Annotated in this window: 19 protein-coding genes, 2 tRNA genes and 1 pseudogene; 8 read left to right on the plus strand and 14 right to left on the minus strand. The window is 53.6% G+C overall.

The genetic code is table 11. From position 1 onward, the window contains the following. Positions 1 to 17: 17 nt before the first annotated feature. Positions 18 to 1,127 carry a tRNA guanosine(34) transglycosylase Tgt gene (gene tgt, locus EBAPG3_RS00560; RefSeq protein WP_040853127.1) on the minus strand — a complete coding sequence of 370 codons (1,110 nt, stop codon included), beginning with the start codon at positions 1,125 to 1,127 and terminating at the stop codon, positions 18 to 20. A gap of 204 nt (positions 1,128 to 1,331) precedes the next feature. Further along, on the minus strand, positions 1,332 to 2,366 hold the full coding sequence (gene queA, locus EBAPG3_RS00565; protein WP_004180584.1) for a tRNA preQ1(34) S-adenosylmethionine ribosyltransferase-isomerase QueA: 1,035 nt from the start codon (positions 2,364 to 2,366) through the stop codon (positions 1,332 to 1,334). A gap of 80 nt (positions 2,367 to 2,446) precedes the next feature. Here queA and EBAPG3_RS00570 point away from each other — a divergent pair. Further along, positions 2,447 to 2,533: transfer RNA gene (locus EBAPG3_RS00570), tRNA-Leu, on the plus strand. Between the two features lie 162 nt (positions 2,534 to 2,695). Here EBAPG3_RS00570 and EBAPG3_RS15325 read toward each other — a convergent pair. Both EBAPG3_RS15325 and EBAPG3_RS14855 read right to left on the minus strand, forming a co-directional pair. Beyond that, positions 2,696 to 2,927: pseudogene (locus EBAPG3_RS15325) on the minus strand (transposase); the annotation flags it as partial. Between the two features lie 97 nt (positions 2,928 to 3,024). Further along, on the minus strand, positions 3,025 to 3,318 hold the full coding sequence (locus EBAPG3_RS14855; RefSeq protein WP_151898835.1) for a hypothetical protein: 294 nt from the start codon (positions 3,316 to 3,318) through the stop codon (positions 3,025 to 3,027). Between the two features lie 893 nt (positions 3,319 to 4,211). Between EBAPG3_RS14855 and EBAPG3_RS00580 the strand changes: the two genes are divergently transcribed. Next, positions 4,212 to 4,985 carry a hypothetical protein gene (locus EBAPG3_RS00580; protein WP_004180589.1) on the plus strand — a complete coding sequence of 258 codons (774 nt, stop codon included), beginning with the start codon at positions 4,212 to 4,214 and terminating at the stop codon, positions 4,983 to 4,985. A gap of 182 nt (positions 4,986 to 5,167) precedes the next feature. On the opposite strand, the gene EBAPG3_RS00585 is transcribed toward EBAPG3_RS00580, so the two are convergent. Both EBAPG3_RS00585 and EBAPG3_RS00590 read right to left on the minus strand, forming a co-directional pair. Then, positions 5,168 to 5,497 carry a BON domain-containing protein gene (locus EBAPG3_RS00585; RefSeq protein WP_004180591.1) on the minus strand — a complete coding sequence of 110 codons (330 nt, stop codon included), beginning with the start codon at positions 5,495 to 5,497 and terminating at the stop codon, positions 5,168 to 5,170. Positions 5,498 to 5,806: 309 nt separating this feature from the next. Next, a tRNA-Met gene (locus EBAPG3_RS00590) sits at positions 5,807 to 5,882 on the minus strand. Between the two features lie 235 nt (positions 5,883 to 6,117). On the opposite strand from EBAPG3_RS00590, the gene EBAPG3_RS00595 reads away from it, so the two are divergent. Continuing rightward, the gene (locus EBAPG3_RS00595; RefSeq protein WP_004180593.1) at positions 6,118 to 7,287 is read left to right on the plus strand and encodes a UbiH/UbiF family hydroxylase; all 1,170 of its coding nucleotides are present in this window, start codon (positions 6,118 to 6,120) and stop codon (positions 7,285 to 7,287) included. 264 nt (positions 7,288 to 7,551) lie between these two features. After that, the gene (locus tag EBAPG3_RS00600; RefSeq protein WP_004180595.1) at positions 7,552 to 8,268 is read left to right on the plus strand and encodes a DsbC family protein; all 717 of its coding nucleotides are present in this window, start codon (positions 7,552 to 7,554) and stop codon (positions 8,266 to 8,268) included. A 43-nt stretch (positions 8,269 to 8,311) separates the two neighbouring features. Here the strand turns inward: EBAPG3_RS00600 and mltA are convergent, their stop codons facing one another. Beyond that, positions 8,312 to 9,505, minus strand: coding sequence for a murein transglycosylase A (gene mltA, locus EBAPG3_RS00605; protein ID WP_004180596.1), 1,194 nt, complete (start codon positions 9,503 to 9,505; stop codon positions 8,312 to 8,314). Positions 9,506 to 9,763: 258 nt separating this feature from the next. On the opposite strand from mltA, the gene gdhA reads away from it, so the two are divergent. Then, the gene (gdhA, locus tag EBAPG3_RS00610; protein WP_004180599.1) at positions 9,764 to 11,107 is read left to right on the plus strand and encodes an NADP-specific glutamate dehydrogenase; all 1,344 of its coding nucleotides are present in this window, start codon (positions 9,764 to 9,766) and stop codon (positions 11,105 to 11,107) included. 79 nt (positions 11,108 to 11,186) lie between these two features. Here gdhA and EBAPG3_RS00615 read toward each other — a convergent pair whose 3' ends face one another. Further along, positions 11,187 to 12,551 (minus strand): NAD-dependent succinate-semialdehyde dehydrogenase, encoded by a 1,365-nt coding sequence (locus tag EBAPG3_RS00615; protein ID WP_004180601.1) that lies wholly within the window; start codon positions 12,549 to 12,551, stop codon positions 11,187 to 11,189. A gap of 95 nt (positions 12,552 to 12,646) precedes the next feature. On the opposite strand from EBAPG3_RS00615, the gene EBAPG3_RS00620 reads away from it, so the two are divergent. The 3 genes from EBAPG3_RS00620 to EBAPG3_RS00630 are packed head-to-tail and all read left to right on the plus strand — an operon-like array spanning position 12,647 to position 16,818. Further along, positions 12,647 to 14,638 carry a lytic transglycosylase domain-containing protein gene (locus EBAPG3_RS00620; RefSeq protein ID WP_004180603.1) on the plus strand — a complete coding sequence of 664 codons (1,992 nt, stop codon included), beginning with the start codon at positions 12,647 to 12,649 and terminating at the stop codon, positions 14,636 to 14,638. Further along, positions 14,625 to 15,563 (plus strand): complex I NDUFA9 subunit family protein, encoded by a 939-nt coding sequence (locus tag EBAPG3_RS00625; protein WP_004180604.1) that lies wholly within the window; start codon positions 14,625 to 14,627, stop codon positions 15,561 to 15,563. Before EBAPG3_RS00620 ends, EBAPG3_RS00625 begins: the two co-directional genes overlap by 14 nt. Positions 15,564 to 15,585: 22 nt before the next feature. Then, entirely contained in the window at positions 15,586 to 16,818 is a 1,233-nt protein-coding gene (locus EBAPG3_RS00630) for a multifunctional CCA addition/repair protein (protein ID WP_040853193.1), read from the plus strand. An 81-nt stretch (positions 16,819 to 16,899) separates the two neighbouring features. On the opposite strand, the gene EBAPG3_RS15115 is transcribed toward EBAPG3_RS00630, so the two are convergent. The 6 genes from EBAPG3_RS15115 to EBAPG3_RS00655 all read right to left on the minus strand — a co-directional run bounded on the left by EBAPG3_RS15115 (position 16,900) and on the right by EBAPG3_RS00655 (position 22,641). Then, positions 16,900 to 17,061: a hypothetical protein gene (locus EBAPG3_RS15115; RefSeq protein WP_004180608.1), complete on the minus strand. Its 162-nt coding sequence runs from the start codon at positions 17,059 to 17,061 to the stop codon at positions 16,900 to 16,902. Positions 17,062 to 17,254: 193 nt separating this feature from the next. Further along, positions 17,255 to 18,007: an SDR family oxidoreductase gene (locus EBAPG3_RS00635; protein WP_004180612.1), complete on the minus strand. Its 753-nt coding sequence runs from the start codon at positions 18,005 to 18,007 to the stop codon at positions 17,255 to 17,257. A gap of 47 nt (positions 18,008 to 18,054) precedes the next feature. Then, positions 18,055 to 18,705: a thiol:disulfide interchange protein DsbA/DsbL gene (locus EBAPG3_RS00640; protein ID WP_004180614.1), complete on the minus strand. Its 651-nt coding sequence runs from the start codon at positions 18,703 to 18,705 to the stop codon at positions 18,055 to 18,057. A 58-nt stretch (positions 18,706 to 18,763) separates the two neighbouring features. After that, positions 18,764 to 19,447, minus strand: a complete 684-nt coding sequence (locus tag EBAPG3_RS00645) for an SPOR domain-containing protein (protein ID WP_227869242.1) — start codon at positions 19,445 to 19,447, stop codon at positions 18,764 to 18,766. Between the two features lie 85 nt (positions 19,448 to 19,532). Then, a complete protein-coding gene (gene argS, locus EBAPG3_RS00650; protein ID WP_004180618.1) occupies positions 19,533 to 21,281 on the minus strand; it encodes an arginine--tRNA ligase in 1,749 nt (582 codons plus the stop codon). A gap of 124 nt (positions 21,282 to 21,405) precedes the next feature. Beyond that, on the minus strand, positions 21,406 to 22,641 hold the full coding sequence (locus tag EBAPG3_RS00655) for a TIGR03790 family protein (RefSeq protein WP_004180620.1): 1,236 nt from the start codon (positions 22,639 to 22,641) through the stop codon (positions 21,406 to 21,408). Between the last annotated feature and the right edge of the window lie 203 nt (positions 22,642 to 22,844).

A 22,844-nucleotide genomic window follows, 5' to 3' on the forward strand; every position in this document is an offset into this window, starting at 1 on the left:
TGAAAAAAAACGCGATTTTAGCATGATGCGGCGCGGGCTTGAAATTCTTGCGCATAATCTTCAAACTTGCCCATCTCGATTGCGACACGGATTTCACCCATTAACTGCTGGTAGTAATACAGATTGTGCAGCGTATTGAGACGGGCGCCAAGGATCTCATTGATCCGTTGCAAATGATGCAGATAAGCGCGCGTAAAATGGCGGCACGTATAACAGCCGCACTGCGCATCCGGCGGCGCCGTATCGAGGCGGTACCGGCTGTTGCGCAGCTTGATTATCCCGTTGCGCGTAAACAGCCAGCCATTGCGCGCATTGCGCGTAGGGAGTACGCAGTCGAACATGTCCACTCCCTGCGCTACCGCGTTGACGATATCCGCAGGCGTTCCGACACCCATCAGGTAGCGCGGCCGCTCGGCGGGCAGGCGGGGCGCGACATGCCTGAGAATGCGCTGCATGTCATCCTTGGGCTCGCCCACCGATAGCCCCCCGATGGCATAACCGTCGAAACCGATATCCCGTAGTTCCATAAGAGATTTATCACGCAGATTCTCGTACATCCCCCCCTGGACGATACCGAACAATGCATTGGGATTTCCCCCATCATTATCATGCGCACGTTTTGAGCGTTCCGCCCAGCGCAAACTCAATTCCATGGATTTACCGGCTCTGGGCTCGTCCGCCGGATAAGGCGTGCACTCGTCGAAAATCATCGCAATGTCGGAATTGAGTATGCGCTGGATGCGCATCGATTCCTCCGGGGTAAGAAAACACGTATCGCCATTCACCGGCGAGCGAAACTTGACCCCCTGTTCGGTAATCTTGTTCAGAACCCCCAGGCTGAATACCTGAAACCCCCCGGAATCGGTCAGTATGGGCCCATTCCAGCCCATGAAGCCATGGAGCCCGCCATGCGCCTCGATCACGTCGAGGCCGGGACGCAGCCACAAATGGAAGGTGTTGCCAAGCACAATATGCGCGTTAACTTCCCGCAACTCCGCGGGCGACATTGTTTTTACCGCACCGTAGGTTCCAACCGGCATGAACGCGGGTGTTTCCACCACGCCATGCATGAGCGTCAGAGTGGCACGGCGAGCCAGGCCGTCACTGCGGTGAAGTTGAAATCTCATGTTGGGTCACGCATGATATTGATGAGCGCCTGGCGGCAAACGATTTTTACCGGTGAAAAAATATTATAAATTTCATTACTTCGAGCTTTGACGCGAAATCCAGCCCAAACCAGCAGCGGCGTGCCTGCACGTCACAGGATACCGGCTGCCGCCGGTATGACCCTTGTACTGTCCACTCGAGGACCCGTACAAGAGGATTCAGGTTTATGATCCCCTTTCGATCAGCATGGCATCACCATAGCTGAAAAAACGATAGCGCTCATTTATTGCGTGCTGATAAGCGCGGCGAATATTTTCCGCTCCCCCAAATGCAGACACAAGCATCAGGAGAGTTGAACGGGGCAAATGAAAATTGGTCAGCAAACGCTCCACCACACGCAAGCGATAGCCCGGCGTAATAAAAATATCCGTATCGCCATGACCCGATTGCAGTTCGCCCTTACCGGCCGCGGCCGCCGCTTCCAGCGCTCGCAGTGATGTCGTCCCGATCGCCAGCACCCGCCCGCCACCGGCTTTCGCGCGCCTGATCGAGTCCACCGTTTCCTGCGGCACATCAAAAATTTCTTTGTGCATTTTGTGATCGGCAATGTTCTCCACCCGCACGGGCTGGAATGTGCCCAACCCTACATGCAGCGTCACGTGCGCAAGCACCACACCCATTTCGCTTAATGTGCTCAGCATGCTTTCATCGAAATGCAGACCTGCGGTAGGCGCCGCAACGGCACCCGCCTGTTTCGCGTAAACTGTCTGGTAGCGCGCTTCGTCCGTTTCTGTCGCCGGGCGTGAAATATAAGGCGGCAGCGGCAGACTGCCATAGCATTCCAGTAACTCGATCACTGTCCGCTCATGATCGAAGCGCAAGGTATAAAGATCCTGCTCATGCGCCAATACCGTCACCTCGATTGCATCCGCGAGAAGAAGCTTGGAGCCGGGTTTCGGTGAATGACTGGCGCGAATGACCGTCAGCGCGCAATGCGCGTCCAGTACCCGTTCTACCATCACCTCCACCCTGCCGCCGCTGCTCTTCACGCCAAACAAGCGCGCCTTGATGACGCGAGTATCATTGAATACCATCACGTCACCGGCGCGTAAATATCTGGGCAAATCAGCAAACATCGCATCCCGCAGCACGCCGCTTGATCCTTCGAGATGCAGCATGCGGCTGCTGGCCCGCTCCTCGGTCGGGAACTGCGTAACCAGCTCGGAGGGAAGATCGAAATCGAAATCCTGAATTTTCATCGCGCGTATTATACCGATGTGGGCTGTCCCGGTTGCCGCAACCTATGTTTTCAGTAATAATGCCCCTCGTGAAAAGTATTGCCGGGATGGCGGAATTGGTAGACGCACGGGACTCAAAATCCCGCGACTGTGAGGTCATGGGGGTTCGATTCCCCCTCCCGGCACCACGGATCAGCTAATATATTTAGTTTATTCAATAAGCTACGATGGACTTAGTTTCCTTGCGGTGGTGCTTTTGTGGTACCGCACATAAAACTACGGCTCTAAAGCATATTCAGAGTGTCAATCCGATTCGTCTATCAGAGGATTTCATTCTCCCGCTTGTTGAATCGGCCGGTCTCGGTGCGTAACCGGGATAGCTCCATCTGTTCCGGTGTGACTACCTTGGCTCCAGACCGTTGAGCTTGCCTGCCGCGCTGCAGCCTTAACTCAGTTCCGCAACGTCTGGTCGCTGACCCCCAGCTCCTTACTTACCGCGCCGGCGGTCAGCCCTTCCTCGATGTGCTTGACTGCTAATTTCTTGAACTCGGTTGTATATTCCTGCTCCGGTATCTTCATCATCTTCCTCTCCAATGGGACTTCTATTTTACATACCCTTGGAAGACGATTTTTCGGGGGAAGCTCAGGTTGGTTTACGCGTAATAAACTGAGTCATTTGCTAATCTCCCCACGCCGGGAAAGCCTTGGAAGGTAACGTTCTGTTGACCAACTCGAATCCCTTTTCATTCATGCAGGCCAATACATATTCATCAACGTAACTCAACCAGACGGCAGTCCCGGTATCTGCGTAATTATCCTTATTGGCCTGATTCCTTGCTACAACTCGACATTCCTTTAGTGCCGCCATGTAAGGTACCCGTTCTCCTCCACGAGTATATTCTCCGTAGTAAGTAGAGGGAGTCGTCGAACATCCGGCCAACCCAACCAGAAACAGCGCCGCACTCATTCTCATTTTTGCCCCTCCCTGTTGAATAACACATTTCATTGTGTGCTAATGGATGATTTAATAACCGAAGCAAAATCTACAGAGTTTGCCCCGTCTACCTTAGCGGCTGAAAGGCCATTTTGTGGGACTCTTGTTGTACTTTTTCAGACTCGCCGTCACCACAGGAACCAGCATTGACGCGGCTTTGTGGTAACAGTTGGAGTGCCTTATTCCCCTCCCGGCACCAACACAGTGCATCGGTGATTATCACAGCACGCCGAAAACCCTGTAAATACGCGGTATAAGCAATAAAATTCGTATCACAACATATCAAAGAATAAAAAAATGCGATAATTTTTCTCGGTCAGTCGAGGTTGTTTTCATCACACCGCTTAAAAATACGCGAATTTCGGACGCTGGGAATAGTTCTCCATTGCCTGCTGACGTCAAACTCCCCCGCGCACTCTCGTTTCGTCATAAGCCTTAGATCCCTGCAATATGCGGCAATTGTCACGCTATCCGCCGCACCTCCTCCAGTAAAGATTTTGATAGAGCGGTTACTAACATATGATCCCGCTGCGCTGCCTTGTTCGATCGGAGCATGACCTATCTCAATACGGGCCTTCTGAAGCTCTTCTGGGCATCACGTAATTAGACCCGCCATCTCCATGGCACGCATAGATCTTCAGTCATGGTTATCCTCGAATTAGCCTATGGTTTCCAGTCTTGAAAGATTATCTTGACTATGAAATAAACGCTGCTATGAATAAATTCAGGGACCTTATAAAGTTCGGGGGCTACCCTTCATTCGAAATGACTAGAGGTTAAATGATATTCATGATTCTTATCCATGACATTTAATTTCCATTCGTAATTGGCTGGATAATTTGTGCCGTACTCAAACCAAGGAGGTGACTATCATGAAACAGACGCGCGTGATCGGAGTCTTGGCCATTTTGGCGGGAATATGGGGAGGGTTTGGCCCCACCGAAGTTATTCCGGCATCCCAGGCAGAGACAATAAAGCCTTCGAAGACAATCAAAACGGAGTATCAATATGCTGCAAAAGTCGTCTGTTCGCTATTGCTGCCGCATCAGGACGGTACCTTGGCCAAAGGTACCTACCGCACGACCGTCAATATACACAATCCTACCAACAAGCAAATCACTGTTGCCGCCAAGGTGGCGCTTGCAACACAGTTTGGCTCCGAACCAGGCCCCTTCGGCGTAACGCCATTCAAGGAAGCTGTGCTCCAGCCGGACGGGGCGGTTGGTATGAGCTGCTTTGACGTTGCGGGCTACTTTTGCCCCATCGACGGAGTTTGTGTCGATTTCGCGTTCCTGGAAGGATTCCTGGTTATAAAAAGTCCCGTGCCTTTGGATGTTGTCGGCGTGTATACCGCCCGCCACACGGATGGAGAGGTGGAGTCCATCGATGTCGAAACCGTACAGCCCAAGCAAGTTCGCGAGATGGTTAAGGTGGGATCAACAGAGACCACTAAACCGGGCGGTGGGAAGCGTGTCGATTATCCGCCCAAAGGTAGCCCCGCGTACGGCGATAAGGAACCTAAGCAAATGTGCGGCGGGATAGCCGGATTTCCCTGCCCAGCCGGCAAGACTTGCGTGGATGATCCCTCGGACAATTGCGATCCGACCCGGGGTGGCGCCGATTGCGCCGGTATCTGTGTGAAGTAGCCACGGCGCATGAAAGGGATTCTTTGTATAGGGGACACAGCGGCTAGAGTGGCCTTGGTGTCACGGAAGCTGTAAATCTGCAGATGCTGCCCGGTTGCTGCGCCTCCCCTTCACGATGAAAAATTGGCCGGGATATCCCGGCCAATTTATTTCCAGTGGCGCTCGGACGCGAGCAGACTCGCCTAATGCTCTTTCTTAATCTTAATGTGATTCACGACCTTCGTAACACCTTCGACAGAGTGCGCGATTGAATGCGCTTTATCCTTTTCAGTCTGACTTCCGGCTGTACCGCCCAGAACCACTACACCATTCTTGTCTGTATCAACGGTGATGTGCATCGCGCTGACATTCTTTTCGGTGGCCAGCTTGGTTTTGATCTTGCTGGTGATTACCGAATCCTTAACAAATTCACCGACACTTGAATCGGGGTCTTTATCTGCGGAAAAGCTCGCAACAGGCGTCAGAAAGGCTCCGATCACAAATAGACTTGCCAAAAGTTTGATCGTTTTCATGAATTTCTCCTTGGGGATTGAGGAATCCGCATGATGCGATTTTTTTTTCGGTCGGTCTGTTCGGTTCCACACAGCTGATCGTTCCCAATGCTCTAGCTGACGCTATTTAGCTTTCAGGAAAGATACGAGATAAATATATGTACAGGGAAAGAAATCGGGGCTTTGTCGGCAGCTAGGGGATAGGATTAAGGTTATCCATCGATACACGCTCGATAACCATTACCCAAATGGAACAGGAAAATAGTATCATCTCGACGACCCGCCACTTGCCCACAGAGAAGAAATTAAGTAGTCATATACCTGATTGATTGGTAGCGAATCCCAGATTCGAACTGGGGACCAACGGATTATGATTCCGCTGCTCTAACCACTGAGCTAATTCGCCACATGCAAGCACCCAAGGGGATGGCATTGTGCCTTCAGAGACCTACTCTGTCAAGATTTACAAGGGTTTGCGCGGAATTTACATAAGACTTCAGGAAAGCCGGACAGGTTCTAAATGACTGATTCCAGCGAACCTCCGGATAAACCGGTATCAGAGTCGTCGCTTCTGTTGAATCAAATCTTGGAAAGTTACATACCTGAGCCCGGCATCTTGAAACCACCTGTATAATACCCTTATGAAATTCGATGTCGTTATTGTTGGCGGCGGACTGGTTGGGGCAAGCCTGGCGCTTGCGCTCAAGGATAGCGGTCTCAGAATCGCATTGGTGGAATCGCGGCCTGCGGCTTCTCTTCCTGCTGACGACAGTTGGGATAGCAGAGTTTATGCAATGAGTCCCGGAAGCGCCAAATTTCTGCAAAACTTTGGTGTTTGGCAAGCGCTCGACGAGGACCGGATTACGCCGGTTTATAAAATGGCGGTATTCGGCGACGACAGCGCCGCACGTCTCGATTTTAGCGCCTACAATATTGGATTGACGGAACTGGCTTTTATTGTGGAGAATCGCCAGCTCCAGGCCGCTGTTTGGAATGCCCTCAAACGCCAAAAAAAACATGTCAAGATATTCTGTCCTGCGGAGTGCGCTTCGATAACCTGGAACGACTCTCACGCCGATTTGCTTCTGGCGGATGGCAATGTGCTGCAGGCGGCATTGATTGTTGGCGCGGACGGGCTGAATTCCTGGGTGCGGGAACAGGCGGAAATCGGGGTCGTGCGGCATTCCTATCAGCAATTAGGAGTGGTGGCTAATTTCAACGCCGAGCAAAGCCACCATAATGTCGCTCATCAATGGTTCCGGCGGGATGGAGTGCTGGCACTCCTGCCATTGCCGGAAACACTGGTATCCATGGTATGGTCGGCAAATGAAGAACGGGCGCGCATATTGCTTGATTTATCTGAAGCGGAATTATGCCATCAGGTTACCCAGGCTTCCTGCCGTACGTTAGGCGAATTGCGGCTTATTACGCGGCCCGCCGCTTTTCCGCTGAATTTCGTGCACGTGAAGAAACTGGTGCAGCCGCGTCTCGCCCTCATCGGCGATGCCGCCCACGGCATTCACCCTCTTGCGGGACAAGGTGTAAATCTGGGGTTGCGCGATGCGCGCGAACTGGCCGAGACCATCATTGCGCGCGGGTTGGAACCGGATTGTGGCGATTACTTGTTGCTGCGCCGCTACGAGCGTGCGCGCAAGGAAGATATTCTGGCAATGGAACTTGCCACCGATGGCCTGCAGAAATTATTCAGCAACACTAACCCGACGCTTGTTCGCTGGCGTAACCTGGGGCTGGAAATCACCAATCGGCTACCCATGCTGAAAGACCGGTTAATGCAGCATGCGTTGAGTTGAAGCAGAACCAGTGAGTTTCAGGATGCGCTGTGCCGGATATCACCAGAAATTCTGAGTGCCAAGTGAATCCAATCCGCCGACTGAGGATACGCAGTGGGATACAGACAATCCGCAGTGGGTGCCCGTAAAGATTTGCGAACGCCGCATATACTTAATATGCCAACGCCAAGATTCGTGAGTAACGCCGTATCTCGGGTCATGACGCGGGATAGGGATTCATAGAGGCATCCACCAATATTTATTTGAACTGGAGTAACCCACATCATGCGTTTGAATCCTATTTTTCCCGCCTTATTTCTCTGCCTCCTTCCCGGTGCGGCTCTTGCCGATGAAGCCGCCGTGAAAAAGGCGGTCGTGACACATTTTCCCGGCGAGAAAATTGAAAGCGTAAAAAAAACCCCTTATCTCGGATTATATGAAGTTGTAGTTGGGGGCGAGTTACTCTATACCGACGAAAAAGCGACCTACTTCTTTCTTGGTCATGTGGTCGATCCCCAGACCAGACAGAGTCTGACCAGCGAACGCTTGCAGCAGATAAAGGACGCCCGGCGGATAAGCCTTGATTCCCTCCCGCTTGATCATGCGATTAAAACGGTCAAAGGCAACGGAAAACGCAAGCTGGCAGTTTTTTCCGATCCGAATTGCCCTTATTGCAAGCGTCTGGAAAAGGAATTGACCAAGATTACCGATGTGACCATTTATACCCTGCTCTATCCGGTACTTAACGGCTCGTTACCCACCGCCACTTCGATATGGTGTTCCGCGGATCGCCTCAAGGCGTGGGATGACTTCATGCTGAAAGGTATCGCTCCAACCGGAAAGGACTGTGAAACGCCCATCGAAACGCTCATTCAGGCAGGCAAGAAAAATGGCATAAATGGTACCCCGACGCTGATCTTTGCCGATGGCTCGATCATACCGGGGATGATAACCGCTGACGTCATAGAGAAGAAACTAAGTGGAGGGGCGGCCGCGAAATGACAGACATAGGCTTGCGGACAACCCGGTGGAAACATCGATATTTCTACTGTGTCTGGATTTGCGAGACATACCCGGTGGGCATTAATACCCACATCCGGCCGCTCTGTCTCATCTTCCCCGCCTGATCTCCGGCCTCTGGACCAAAGCCCCAGAAGAAATCCGCACGGACGCTCCCCTTGATGGCACCACCGGTATCCTGCGCCACCATCAATCGATGCAGCCGCTTGTCGGTGTTTGGCCAAGTCGTGGCAAGAAACACCGGCGCTCCCTGGGGTACTGAGCGCGGGTCGATAGCAAGACTCCTGCCGGCAGTCAGGGGCACCCCAAGCGAACCCAGAGGCCCCGGCACTCCCGCAGGCAGCTCGCGGAAAAAAACAAAGCTCGAATTCTGCTGCAACAATTCATTCAATCTGGCCGGATTTTTTTGCCCCCAGGCCTTGATTCCCTGCATGGAAGCTTTTTCCAGGGGTAATTCCCCGCGCTCCACCAGCAACCGTCCAACGGATTTATAGGGATGGCCATTTTGATCGGAATAACCAATGCGCACGATTTCGCCATTCTCAAGTTCTACCCGGCCCGATCCCTGGATCTGCAGGAAAAATAAATCAATCGCATCATCCACCCATAAAAGCTCTTTCCCCTGCAGGGACACCGGGTTTCTCTCTATTTCGGAGCGGCTATAGTACGGTACTACCTTGCGTCCTTGCAAACGCCCGCGCAACCGCATATTCTTGAGCTCGGGATAAACTTCACCTAAATCGATCACGAGAAGCTCATCGGGCGTGGTATAAAGTGGAAAACGGTAACGCTTTGATTGCTTGCGGCTGCCTTTCAATAAAGGTTCATAGTAGCCGGTGATCAGGCCATCACCGCTGCCATCGGAATTTAATACCTGGTGGGGCACAAAACGGCTCTCGAAGAATTGCCGTAGCGTGGCGCTATCCTGTCCCCGCATGGTGTCAGCCTGAGAACAGGTTTCCTGCCATAGCGGCTGATTTCTCAGCACGGCGCAGCTTTGAAGGAATGCGTCCAATGCGGGCAGAATATCGTCATCCATCCAACCCGTCAGCGCGTTCCAGTCAGCTGGTTTGAGCACGGTCACGGGAGGTGCCGCAACTCGCGGAACCGCGGACGCAGCCGGTTTGTCCGGAACCACGGGGGCGCTCGTGGGCACAGTCGTACAGGCATTGAGCAACAGCAGCCAGGCGACGGCCAGAAAACTTAATTGGTTTTTCATCGAATTTTGGTTAAAGTTGCATTTGACAAATATACATCATGCCAGACCCTATGTGGATACTACTGCTGGAAGCGGGCGTAGCGTTGTCGCTACTGATTCTCATCGTCTGGTGGACCAGGCCGCGAAAAAAAGATGATGACAAAAAAAACGATGAATCCAACTGATGCGACGGGAACACAGTGCGATTCGACAAGAAATCTGGCAGAATACCTATTTTGCCAGTATGGTTTTGTATAAAGGAACAAAGGGGAGATCACAATGAAATACCAAAGCTTTCAGGAATTCTGCGCCTACATAGCCGAGCACAATCCAGGTCAACCCGAGTATCTGCAAGCGGTTGCTGAGGTCATGGAAAGCCTGTGGCCCTTTATCACCGAACATCCCCGTTATGCCGAACATGGTCTTCTGGACCGCCTTATCGAGCCGGAGCGGATTATCATTTTCCGCGTCGCCTGGGTGGATGATCACGGAGAGGTGCATGTCAACCGCGGTTATAGAATACAGCACAGTTCCGCCATTGGCCCTTACAAGGGGGGCACGCGCTTTCATCCTTCGGTAAATCTTTCCATTCTCAAGTTTCTGGCGTTCGAGCAGACTTTCAAGAACGCGCTGACCACCCTGCCGATGGGTGGCGGCAAAGGGGGCTCGAATTTCGACCCCAAAGGTCGAAGCCCGGGCGAGATCATGCGTTTCTGTCAGGCTTATATGACCGAATTGTTTCGCCATATCGGTTCCGACACGGATGTGCCGGCCGGCGACATAGGGGTTGGCGGGCGGGAAGTTGGCTACATGGCGGGCATGATGAAAAAGCTGTCCAACCGCGCCGACTGCGTTTTCACGGGCAAGGGTCTGAGTTTCGGCGGATCTCTGATACGCCCGGAAGCCACTGGTTACGGTACCGTATACTTTGCCGAAGAAATGCTCAAGCAATCCGGCCGCTCGCTCGACGGCTTACGGGTTTCCGTTTCGGGCTCGGGGAACGTCGCCCAATATGCCGTGGAAAAAGCAATGGCGCTCGGCGCCAAAGTAATCACCGTATCCGACTCCAGCGGCACGGTGGTGGATGAAGAAGGATTCACCCCCGAAAAGCTGAATGAGCTGATGGAATGTAAAAATCTTCGCTATGCTCGGATCAGCAGCTACGCTGAATGCGCGAAAGCCACATTTATTCCCGGAACGCGTCCGTGGCATGTACCGGTTGATGTCGCCCTGCCCTGCGCCACGCAGAACGAGCTGAATGAGGAGGATGCGGCAACTCTGATCAAGAATGGTGTAATCTGTGTCGCCGAAGGCGCCAATATGCCTTCCACGGCGGAGGCCGTGAAGCGTTTCGAGCACGCCAAGGTGCTGTTTGCCCCCGGCAAGGCCAGTAACGCGGGCGGAGTGGCGACTTCCGGCCTGGAAATGAGTCAGAACGCGATGCGTCTTTCCTGGCCTCGCGAAGAGGTGGATGCCCGATTGCTCGAGATCATGCAGGCCATTCACAGATCCTGTCTGAAATACGGTCAACGCAAAGACGGGAGCGTCAGTTATGTGGATGGCGCCAATGTAGCCGGTTTCGTAAAAGTGGCCGACGCGATGATCGGCCAGGGGGTCGTCTGAGAAGTCTCTGAACAAATTCTTCGTGGAGCAGGGGCTGACAGAAATCTTTTACTGGCGAACGATCGGCTTCCCGGAAGCTTTACCGGATCCAGACCGTTTTGATATTAGCGAACTCTCGAATGCCATGGTACGACAGTTCCCTGCCAAAACCGGAAGCCTTGGTGCCGCCAAAGGGCAGGCGCGGGTCAGACCGAACCATGCCATTGATAAAGGTGCAACCGGCCTGAATTCGCCGCGCGATTTTCTCCGCATATTCGGTATCCCGGCTCCAGATGCTGGAGCCAAGACCAAAACGGGTATCGTTGGCAATATGAACAGCCTCTTCTTCATCAGTGGCGCGTATCACCGCAGCCACCGGTCCGAATAATTCTTCATGGTACGCACGGGTTTTCGCAGTTACTCCGTCAAGTATCGATGGTGGGTAGAATGCCCCTTCTCCCGATATCGGCTCGCATCCAAGTATTGCCTGCGCACCTTGCGCGATCGAATCGGTTACCTGCTCATGCAACGCCTCCCGCAAATCAAGGCGTGCCATTGGACCCATCTGTGTTGCTTCATCCAGCGGATCGCCCATTCTCAAATCCTCAGCTTTCTTAATGAACAGCGATAGAAATTCGTCGGCGATTTCCGCAACGGGAATAATACGCTTGGCTGCAATGCACGATTGACCGCAGTTCTGGAACCGCGATCTCACCGCAATATTGGCGGCTTGTTCCAGATCCGCATCCTTCAATATAATGAACGCATCCGATCCACCCAGCTCCAGTACACATTTCTTCAAATGCTGGCCTGCATGCGCGGCGACTTCACGCCCGGCGGTCTCCGAACCGGTAAGCGTCACCGCATGAACGTAGTGACTGGCGATGGCTTCAGCCACATCGGCGGCCTCTATCATGAGCGTGGTGAAGAGATACGGAGGAAATCCCGCGTCACGGAACAATTGCTCCAGCGCCAACGCGCATTGCGGTACGCTGGAGGCGTGTTTCAGGACACAGGCGTTACCCGCCATCAGCGCGGGCGCCGCAAAGCGGATGACCTGAAAAAACGGGAAGTTCCAGGGCATCACACCCAAAACGACACCGATGGGATCATAAGATACATAACTCTTGCCCGCATCGGTCCGGACCCTCTCGCTTTGCATGAAATGTTCGGCATGCACCGCATAATAATCACAGGCAAGCGCACATTTTTCCACCTCCGCGCGACCCTCGCGCAGCGGCTTCCCCATTTCGACAGCCATCAGCGCCGCATACTCATTAGCCCGCCCGTGCAGCAGCGTGGCGGCTCGGTTCATATGCTCTGCGCGTTCGGCAAATGTTGTGTGCAATGAGAGTTGCTGAGAGTCGTATGCCTGCTCCAGAATTGACGCGAGATGATGGCTATCCCAGCTGGTATAAGTTTTCAATGTCTTATTGCTTGCGGGGTTCAGGCTGATATACGGCATGGTGTGCTATTCTTTAAAATGAAGTGTCAAAGATAAAAGACGATGGGGTGACGGTTCGATTTTTCATTCCGGATATTTATTATATATAGCAGGTTATGGGAAACTTTTTTGCGGGATCAGCAGGCGTAGCGGGATTAGCGGGGTTATCCCTTGCAATCTACGCAGGTATTCTAGCGGCCAGCCCGGATGATGACTTCATCGCCATGAGGCAGGCATTTCAGGTGGGAGATTCCGCCCGCGTGGCTCTTTACGCCCAGCGGCTGCAAGGGCATGTGCTGGAACCCTATGCCGCTTACTACCAGCTCCGTCCACAGTTGGAAAATACTAGTGGGAGTGCGGATAGCATTAAAAAGTTTCTTTCCCGCTATCAGGACAGCCCTCTAAGTGATCGCCTGCAGGGTGAATGGCTGAAAGCTCTAGGCAAGACCCAGCAATGGGAGCTATTTGCCGAAGCATATCCGGGGGTGATTAATGGGGATACTGAACTCACCTGCTATTCCCTGCAACAGCGCCTTGGCACAAATGATGACAATGCGTTTAACGCGGCCCGTCCGCTATGGTTTAACGGACGCGACCTGCCGGCAAGCTGTACGCCGGTATTCGAGATGCTTATCAGCGCGGGAACACTGACATTGGACGATGTGTGGACACGATTGCGCCTGGCACTGGAAACGGGCAACGTGAGCGTGGCAAAACGCATCAACCAGTACCTGCCGGGTAATCAGGCACTCAATGAACGCAAGTTGACCGCCGCCACAGACAATCCCCTGCGCTATCTGGAAAAACACCGCAACGAAATCAAGACTCGCGCCGACCGGGAAATTGCCCTTTTCGCAATGCTGCGCCTGCTTCGCAGTGGCCCCGATCAGGCCTATGTGTACTGGACCAGGATACGCGGGCAATTCAACGAAAAGGACCGATCTTATTTCATGGTGCAATTGGCGGATCAGGCTGCGCGCAGACTGAACCCGCGTGCACTGGGCTGGTTCAAGGAAGCTGCCGGTGCCGGCAGCGCACGGGTCCCGTTGTCGGACGCGCAGCTTGGATGGAAAACCCGCGCGGCGCTGCGCGTTGGGGATTGGGGGCTGGTATTGGAGACCATCGAGGCCATGTCGGCTGCGGAACAAGAAACAGGAGTATGGCGTTACTGGAAGGCGCGAGCCCTGAAGGCCCAGGGCAAGATAGTGGAGGCGAACGCCATCCTTGCCCCTTTAAGTGCCGAGCACAATTTTTACGGCCAACTGGCCGAAGAGGATCTAGGGGTTGTGATGAGCGCCCTCGCCGACCCTTATAAAGCCACAAGAGAGGAAATTACCGTTATCGAGCGGACACCCGGAATTCAACGGGCGCTCGCTTTGTATCGCCTGAATCTGCGTACCGAAGCCATACGTGAGTGGGCCTGGGCGATACGCGATTTCGACGACCGGCAGCTACTTGCCGCCGCTGAAGTCGCACGGCGTAACGGACTCTATGATCGTGCCATTCATACCGCTGATAAAACCCGGCTTCAGCATGATTTCAGCCTGCGTTTCCTCGCTCCTCATCGAGAAGCCATGCGTGATGCCTTGAAGCAACAGGAGCTTGACGAAGCCTGGGTGTACGGTCTTATCCGCCAGGAGAGCCGCTTCGTTAGCGATGCCAGATCCAGCGCCGGAGCAATGGGCCTGATGCAATTGATGCCGGGTACCGCAAAATGGGTGGCAAGAAAATTAGGGATGCAGAAATACCATAAAACCCTTGTCACGGATGTCAATACCAATCTGATGTTGGGCACGTACTATCTCAAGCACGTTCTGACGTTGTTCGATGACCAGTCGCTGATGGCTTCCGCAGCTTACAATGCCGGTCCGGGACGGGCACGGCAATGGCGGGACGAGAAGCCGCTGGAAGGCGCTATCTACGCCGAAACCATCCCTTTCAATGAGACCCGCGACTACGTAAAAAAAGTGATGAGCAACTCCATGTACTATGCCAGCACCTTTGGTCATCAGATGAGGACTCTGACGCAACGTCTCGGCGTCGTTGCACCAAAATCGAACGGCGTGAATGTTTCGGAAGAGGAAGATAAGCCAGATGAAAATCAATAATGTATGCATTATTGGTGGCAGCGGGTTTGTCGGCAAGCACATTGCAAACCTGCTGACGACGCAGGAAATCAACCTCCGTATCCCGACCCGCCACCGCGAGCGCGCCAAGGAATTGCTGGTGCTGCCGACGGCGGATGTCGTGGAAGCCGATGTACACGACGATGCGGCGCTTGATCGCCTGCTCGTGGGCATGGATGCGGTTATCAATCTGGCCGGCATTCTGCATGGTGACTTCAAGGCAGTGCATGTGGAACTGCCTCGAAAAGTCGTAGCTGCATGTACGCGTAATGGAATAACGCGGCTGTTGCACATGAGCGCGCTCAACGCAGGCATTGATCGCCCCAGTGCATACCTGCGTTCCAAGGGGGAAGGCGAACGCATCGTGATGGCGTCCAGCTTGGCGGCCACCGCTTTTCGGCCGTCGGTCATCTTCGGACCCGGGGATTCTTCTCTTAGCCTATTTGCCAGGCTGGGACGGTGGCTGCCGGTACTGCCTCTGGCCTCGCCCCGCGCAAAATTTCAACCGGTATTTGTGGAAAATGTGGCGCACGCATTCGCGGCCAGTCTGGAGGATCCAAACACCTTCGGTCGGAGTTACGATCTATGCGGTCCCCGATGCTATACCCTGAGGCAATTGGTAGAATATGCTGCGCATATAACGGGACATAACCCGGCCATTATCGGCCTTAATGATGGCCTGTCTTATCTGCAGGCGCTGGTGACAGAGTTTCTGCCCGGCAAGCTTATGACCCGGGATAATTATTACTCGATGAAAATGGATAGCGTATGCGGTTCCGGTGTCAATAATCTCGTGGAGGTCTGGGGTATCCAGCCCGCCGCACTGGAAGAGATAGCGCCGCTGTATCTGGCAAACCTCATGCCGCGTGAACGGTATGATCGCTTCCGCCATCGGGCAGGGCGATAAAAATTCCCGCTCTTTCCAGCTCATGAAAATATACCTGGTTGGCGGCTCGGTTCGCGACGAGATTCTGGGTCTGCCGGTTACTGACCACGATTACGTCGTGGTGGGGTCTACTCCGGACGACATGGTTCGGCTTGGGTATCGACCGGTAGGTAAAGATTTCCCCGTTTTCCTTCATCCTCAAAGCCAGGAGCAATATGCGTTGGCCCGCACCGAGCGTAAGGTTTCGCGCGGTTACAAGGGTTTTGAGGTTTACGCTTCCCCTGAAGTCACGTTGCGGGAAGATCTGGCGCGACGCGACCTCACTATCAACGCCATCGCCAAGGACCCGGACGGCAATATCATTGACCCGTTTGACGGCGTGGCCGATCTCGAGGCGGGACTGCTGCGCCATATCAGTCCGGCATTTACCGAAGACCCGGTACGAGTGCTGAGAACAGCCCGTTTCGCCGCGCGCTTCGGCTTTCACATTGCGCCGGAGACCCTTGCACTGATGAACGAGATGGTACACAACGGCGAGGTGGATGCGCTGGTGCCGGAACGCGTGTGGCAGGAGTTTGCTCGCGGATTGATGGAGCACAAGCCTTCACGCATGTTTTATGCGCTCCGCGAATGCAGCGCGCTGACCCGTATCATGCCCGAGGTGGACGCGTTGTTTGGCGTACCCCAGCCGGCGCAATATCATCCCGAGATTGATACGGGTGTGCATGTGATGATGGTTATCGATCACGCCGCGTCAAGAAATTATTCGCTGCCGGTACGCTTTGCGTCACTGACCCATGATCTCGGCAAAGGCACCACACCTCCCGAGGAATGGCCGCGTCATGTCGGGCATGAAATCCGCAGCGTGAAGCTGGTGAGGGACCTATGTGAGCGCATCCGGACTCCCAACGATGCGCGTGATCTGGCATTGCTGGTCGCACGCTACCATGGTGATGTCCACCGCGCGGCGGAACTGCGTCCCGCCACCATTGCCAACATGCTGCAAGGCGTGGATGCCTATCGCAAGCCAGAACGCTTCGAAGAGTTTCTGCAGTCCTGCTCATGCGATTTTCACGGCCGGCCCGGCTATGCCGAAAAACCCTACCCCCAGGCTGGACGGCTGCGCGAAGCATTAGCTGCGGCCAGAAGTGTGGATGCAGGTGCAATTGCCACGGAATTGACCAGGTCCATTGCTGATTCCACCCGCTTGCCGGCTGCAATCAATGCCAGGGTAAGCGAGGCGCGCATCAATGAAATCAAGGCACGGCTGGCTTAAACTCAGTCCCGTGCCGTATTTCAAGAAGTAGAATACGGAACAAGCTTCGGCCTGACTCCTGGGCAACCTATGCCGAATTCATCATGTCTTTTCATCGGTATTTTGATGCTCTTTGGGAACATGATGATCCGGCGTAATGACTTTCCCGTATGCTGAAGGATCAGGGGAATCCGGCGCTGTGGGTTTACCGCAGGCGGCCAGGGTGAATGCCACGAGTATGACGGTGAGGGATGCGAATTTCATTATCTGATCTCCATAATAAATAGAACGCTCATGCTTTCTGTATTGTTACGGATCAGATGATGTCTGGTATGGCCTTAACTTGTGTTGACCTGGATCAACTCTGATGGCTATTCCGCTTGAGTTCCACGCACTTTACAAATCGCGGGGAAGACGACGAAAAAACAATGGGGATTCCCCCGACCAATAACCAATATTATCGCGGCTTGCGTGGCGCCTTGGCGAAAAGCCGGTCATAAAGGAAATTGGGGAGGAGTTTCAAGAGCCGTGCGACAATAGCCATTTGCCAGGGAATGACGGCAAACAATGTTTTGTCCCTGATAATACGAGCAATTTTTCCGGCAGCATCGTCCGCCGTCAGGATAAAAGGCATGCGAAAGGGATTATTCGCCGTCATCGGTGTGACAATATAGCCGGGACAAACCGTAATGACGGACACGCCCTTGCCGTGCATTTCCACGCGCAGGCTTTCCAGATAGCTGATGGCGGCGGCTTTGGATGCTGAGTAGGCACCGCCACCGGGAAGGCCTCGATACCCTGCAACACTGGCGATACCGACCAGGCTGCCTTGGCCAGATGTCCGCATTGCGGCGATAAACGGCTGAAAAAGATTGACCATCCCCGTGACATTGGTAGCGATGATGTTCTCGAAAACCTGGCTGTCTTCGGCATATTCCGTGAGAGTACCTCGACTGATACCCGCATTGGCGATGACAATATCGGGACAGCCATGGCGCTGCATGAAATCTTGCGCCGCCGCCTGGATTGCAGGCGCGTCGCGGACATCCACGGCATAGATTGACGCGCCGGATAGTCCCACGGAAAGGATTTCCAGCAGGTCCTGGCGCCTTGCGATCAAACCAAGCGTTGCACCCAGGCCCGCATAGTGTTGCGCCAGTGCTTGGCCCAAGCCGCTGGACGCGCCGCTAATAATGACTTTTAACGGCATCAGGTGTACCGGGTTTGCGTAAACCAATCAAACCGGGAACTATCGCGCTATTTTTTTAACCTCTCCTTGCGCACTTTCTCAATCAGTTCATCCAGTATCCTGATGGTATCCTCCGGTGTGCCGCCCATCCTGCCGCTGGTCAGGTACCTGCCGTCCACTACCAAAGCGGGAACACCGGAAAGCCTATATTCCTTCGACATACGCACGGACTGGGGCACCTGCTGGTTTTGAACCGAAAAAGAATTGTAGGCGCCGATAAATTTCTGACGGTCTATTCCCTGTTTGGCCACCCAGTCGAACAGCACGTCATCATTGGTCAGATCAACCTTGCCGATATGAATCGCATCGTAGACTTTATCGTGCAGCCTGTCTCTTTCCCCAAGCGCTTCCAGTGCGTAAAAGGTTTTTGCGCCGGGAGTCCAGTTGACCCGAAAGATAGCCGGAACGTAACGAAAGCTCACATCTTTCGGCATTCTCTTGAGCCAGGCGCTGATGTGTGGATGCAAAGCGTAGCAGTGCGGGCAACCGTACCAGAAGAATTCAAGAACCTCGATGTTTTTCCCGCTGTTCACGGGCTGAGGTTGGGACAGAACCGTGTAATCACGTCCTTCCACGAGTTCGGCTCGAGCGCTGGAGATGCCGGTAATATTCATGCCGGCAAGCAGAAGAACCGCCGCTAGTAAACGCATTGAATTCATTTTTTCTCCTTGGGATAAACGGATGCCTTGCTCGCACTGGCTGCGGAACGGGCCGCCCTTACTGCACACCTTCATGCACTTTCATGAGACTGCTCTGAATACCATTTTGTTGCAAGGAAGCACGAACCTGATTAATGTCGTTCATTGAAGTAAAAGGCCCTACGCGCACTCTGTGCCAGATCCCTTTCTCCGACAAATCGGCAGACTGGACAGACGCTTCTACGCCCAGCATCGCCAGTTTCGCTTTCAGATTATCGGCATCATCGCTATTCTGGAAAGATCCTGCCTGAAGAAAGTACTTATCCCCGGACGACGGCTGCTGTGCTGCCTGCTTGAATTGCTGTTCTGTTACAGATTCCTCGGCGCCAGGCAGTATTTTGTAAAATTCGAAGCGCGGCTTGCCGTCGGATGCTTTCGCTGATTTGTCTTCAATACCGGATGCGACACTCTTTTGAGTTTGGCCAGCCTGATCTGCTGTGCTTTTTACTGCCGCGCTGTCCGCGAGCTTGTCCTGGGAGATGAATGGACTCGGCGCATTGTTAATGATCATCCACATGCCTATGGCACTGAGCAGACCCAGCGCATAGCCGATAAACAAACCCAACAATAGAGGATTTCCCATTATGCCGGAGGCTGGAGAATTCGGACGGGTTTTGTAATCTCGGCTCATGAAAAATATTATCCTAAATCCGGCGGCTGACCACTCAGGAACCACCCATTCTTTTGCTGAGCGCCATGACATATAATAACTTTTTGCATCACTTGACCTTTGCTTCCTCTTTGTTTCCTGTTGAATTCGCAACCCACCATCGGATGAATATTCTTTTTTACATCTTCTCGGGAGCACTCACGCCCAGCAGCTCCAGCCCATTCATCAGCACCTGCCTTACCGCGGCAATCAGTCCCAGCCGGGCGAGCCGCAACGGGATTTCCGGCACAAGAAATCGGGTAGCATTATAATAACTGTGAAACTCCCCTGCCAGTTCCCTGAGATAGAAGGCGATCAGATGGGGGGAAAGTTCCCGCGCCGCCGCCTCCACCATTTCGGGATAATCAATCAGTTTCTGCAGCAGAGATAATTCCACCGGGCTCGTAAGCGGGGTCATATCGGCGGTGACAAGCGTCTCACGCGCTTCGCCCCATTGTTCCAGCACGCTGCAAACTCTTGCATGGGCATACTGGATGTAATATACCGGGTTATCGTTGCTTTGTGATTTAGCCAGATCCAGGTCAAAATCCAGATGCTGATCGCTTTTGCGCAACACGTAAAAGAATCTTGCCGCATCGTTCCCCACTTCCTGGCGTAATTCCCGCAACGTCACGAATTCTCCCGAGCGGGTAGACATGGAGGCTTTCTGGCCATTGCGGTAAAGCACCGCGAATTGCACGAGGGCGATTTCAAGTCTTGCGGGGTCAAGCGCCAGTGCCTGCAGGGCACTTTTCACCCGCGGGATATAGCCATGATGATCGGCTCCCCACACATCGATCACGCGTTCGAAGCCGCGCTCGAATTTGTTGAGATGATAGGCGATATCGGAAGCAAAATAGGTGAATTGCCCATTCTCCCGTTGTACAACCCGGTCTTTCTCGTCGCCGAAATGCATTGAACGGAACCACTTGGCGCCATCCTGCTGGTACAGATAATTCTGCTGGTCGAGCAATTGCACCGCCTGTGCTACCGCCCCGCTGTCAAACAACGATTGTTCAGAAAACCAGGTATCGAAAACGACTCCGAATTCCATCAAGTCATTGCGGCAATCCCCCAATTGTTCGGTAAGAACAAAATTATGAATATATGCATAATCCTGTCCCAGCAATTTCTTGGCACTGGCAATTAACCGGTCGAGCTGGGCCTCCGTATCCGCATCCGCTTCGGAGGAGATGCCTTCGAACAGCAAATCGGGCTGATGCAGATAGCGCCCTCCATGCGCTTTATGAATCAGCCGCGCCATATCGCGTACATACTCGCCTTGATAGGCGTTGCCGGGAAAGCGCAACGCGGCTCCATGCAGTTCCAGATAACGTAGCCAGGTGGAAAGCGCCAGAATATCCATCTGCCGTCCCGCATCGTTAACATAATATTCGCGGGCAACGGAAAAACCGGCGGCGGCCAGCACGTTCGCCAGGCTTGCGCCAAATGCGGCACCGCGCCCATGACCCACATGCAGCGGCCCGGTAGGGTTGGCCGAAACGAATTCCACCTGAATTTTTATACCCGCGCCCATGTTGCCATGACCAAACTTTCCGCCACCTTCCAGTACATAGCGCGGGAACCACTGTTTGACGATCGTCTTGAGGAACAGGTTGATGAACCCGGCACCCGCGATCTCGATTTTTTCCAGATAAGGCGAAGTGGATAGCGCATCAATGAGCAGTCCGGCAATATCGCGTGGGCTCCGACGCAATGGCTTGGCCAGTTGCATCGCGAGATTGCAGGAATAATCACCATGATCAGCCTGCTTGGGACGTGCGAACTCGATATCCACATCCAAATCCTGCGGTGCGATTTCACTCAGGACCGGGCGTAGAAGTTCAATTAAATGGGATTTGAAGTTGGGCTGCGCTGGCGGGTTCATGTCTATGTCATAATCACGGGTTATTTGCAGCCGTTATTATAACGATGTTGAGGCGGATTACATTCGCCAGTTTGATTTACACGGGAATGCAGCAGGACTCATCGGTAAAATAGAGGGCGTCATCTCACCATCGTACCCTGAGGTAACCTTCTTTTTCAGCAAAATTGAAGCGTACCCGATTCGCGCCGCGGCGCAATGAAGGATGCTGCGCAATGGGCTTGAACGGGCCGGCGGCTGAATGAGATCGTTCAATTCTCAGCAGCCGTTCACGCGGCGAGAAAATGCGCAATTCGAATTGTCCGGCGCGAATCTCCCGCAGGCTGGGTGCAAATGGCCGGGCCAGCGGTTCGCCTATAAATACGCCTTCTCCCGGCCACGCTACGCTCTTCCAGTAGGCTTCAATGGCACTTGCGCCAAGCGCATAGTGAAACATGGCGATACCTGGAAAAGGAAACTTCTGCATATGATTGCAGGGCTCCACTACGGTACCGTAGCTCGCCGTGGCGCCCGCTTCCAGCCAGCGCAAACTGCTCATCTGACTTGAATCGGTAAGCTGGCCCCCGGTCGATGTCAAATGATCCGCCAACGCACCGGGCATGAAATCCAGCGTATGGAGCTGCGGCACATGCGCCAGTCCCGTGAAATAAAACAGAATATCGTGACGGCCGGTAATTGCGTCGGTCTCGAGAATCGAGATGGGGAAAACCCCGGCCAGTTCTTTTGCGGTCCGCTCGAAATAACTCGCTCGCACACTGCGCGCTTTATCGGACGTAATAACCAGGTAAGCACGTCCCTCCGGGAAGCTGTAGTCAGCTGCGACACCCCGGTCGATCAGCGCCTTAACCTGTTCGAAATGGGTGCCCGCCAGCATCATCGCCGGCCGTAATTTATGATCGCTGGCGGGGCTAAGACTGGGGGAATTGAAATATGGGCTCGGTGCAGTCGGGCCACATCCGGATGAACAGTAGCCTTCGTCGAAGCCGAAAGCCAGCGCGGAAGTCAGAGACATGCAGTCCACCCGGTAGGGATCCGCCCAGGCCACGGCGTAGGCTTGAACATGTGCGGGCGTTGCCCGGTCAATCTCGGCTTTCAGTTGCTGAAACTCATCCTTCGAAAGCGCGTTACGACCGGGCTGGAAACGCAAATGGATCATGTTGGCTGCCGGGATGTGGCGTGCCTTCTGATAGTAATCTCCGATTTGCCGTGATAACGGATCGTCGTCGTTAATGATGACAGCAAGATCTTCCGGCGTCAGTCCCGTGCGCGGTAACTGGACTTTTACCTGCGCATCGACAGGCAAGGGACTGAATAACAGCGCAGCCAGCAGGGCGACGGTGAATTGTGATAAAAGTCTTATCATGGGGAACCGGCTGGCAATATGGCATGGTGACGCCTGCTCATTTGCAGGCGATCCTGTTTCGACACGTTACACCCATATTGGTAAATCATCTGCGGAACCGATTGCTTGCAAATCGAGAATTGAGAGGGGTTTATACTTTATCGAATTGGATAAGCGAATTTCATCCTCATGCATAATAGCGGCTCCAGGAAAATGAATCCACG

Origin of the sequence: Nitrosospira lacus (assembly GCF_000355765.4) — a bacterium.
Lineage (GTDB): Bacteria > Pseudomonadota > Gammaproteobacteria > Burkholderiales > Nitrosomonadaceae > Nitrosospira > Nitrosospira lacus.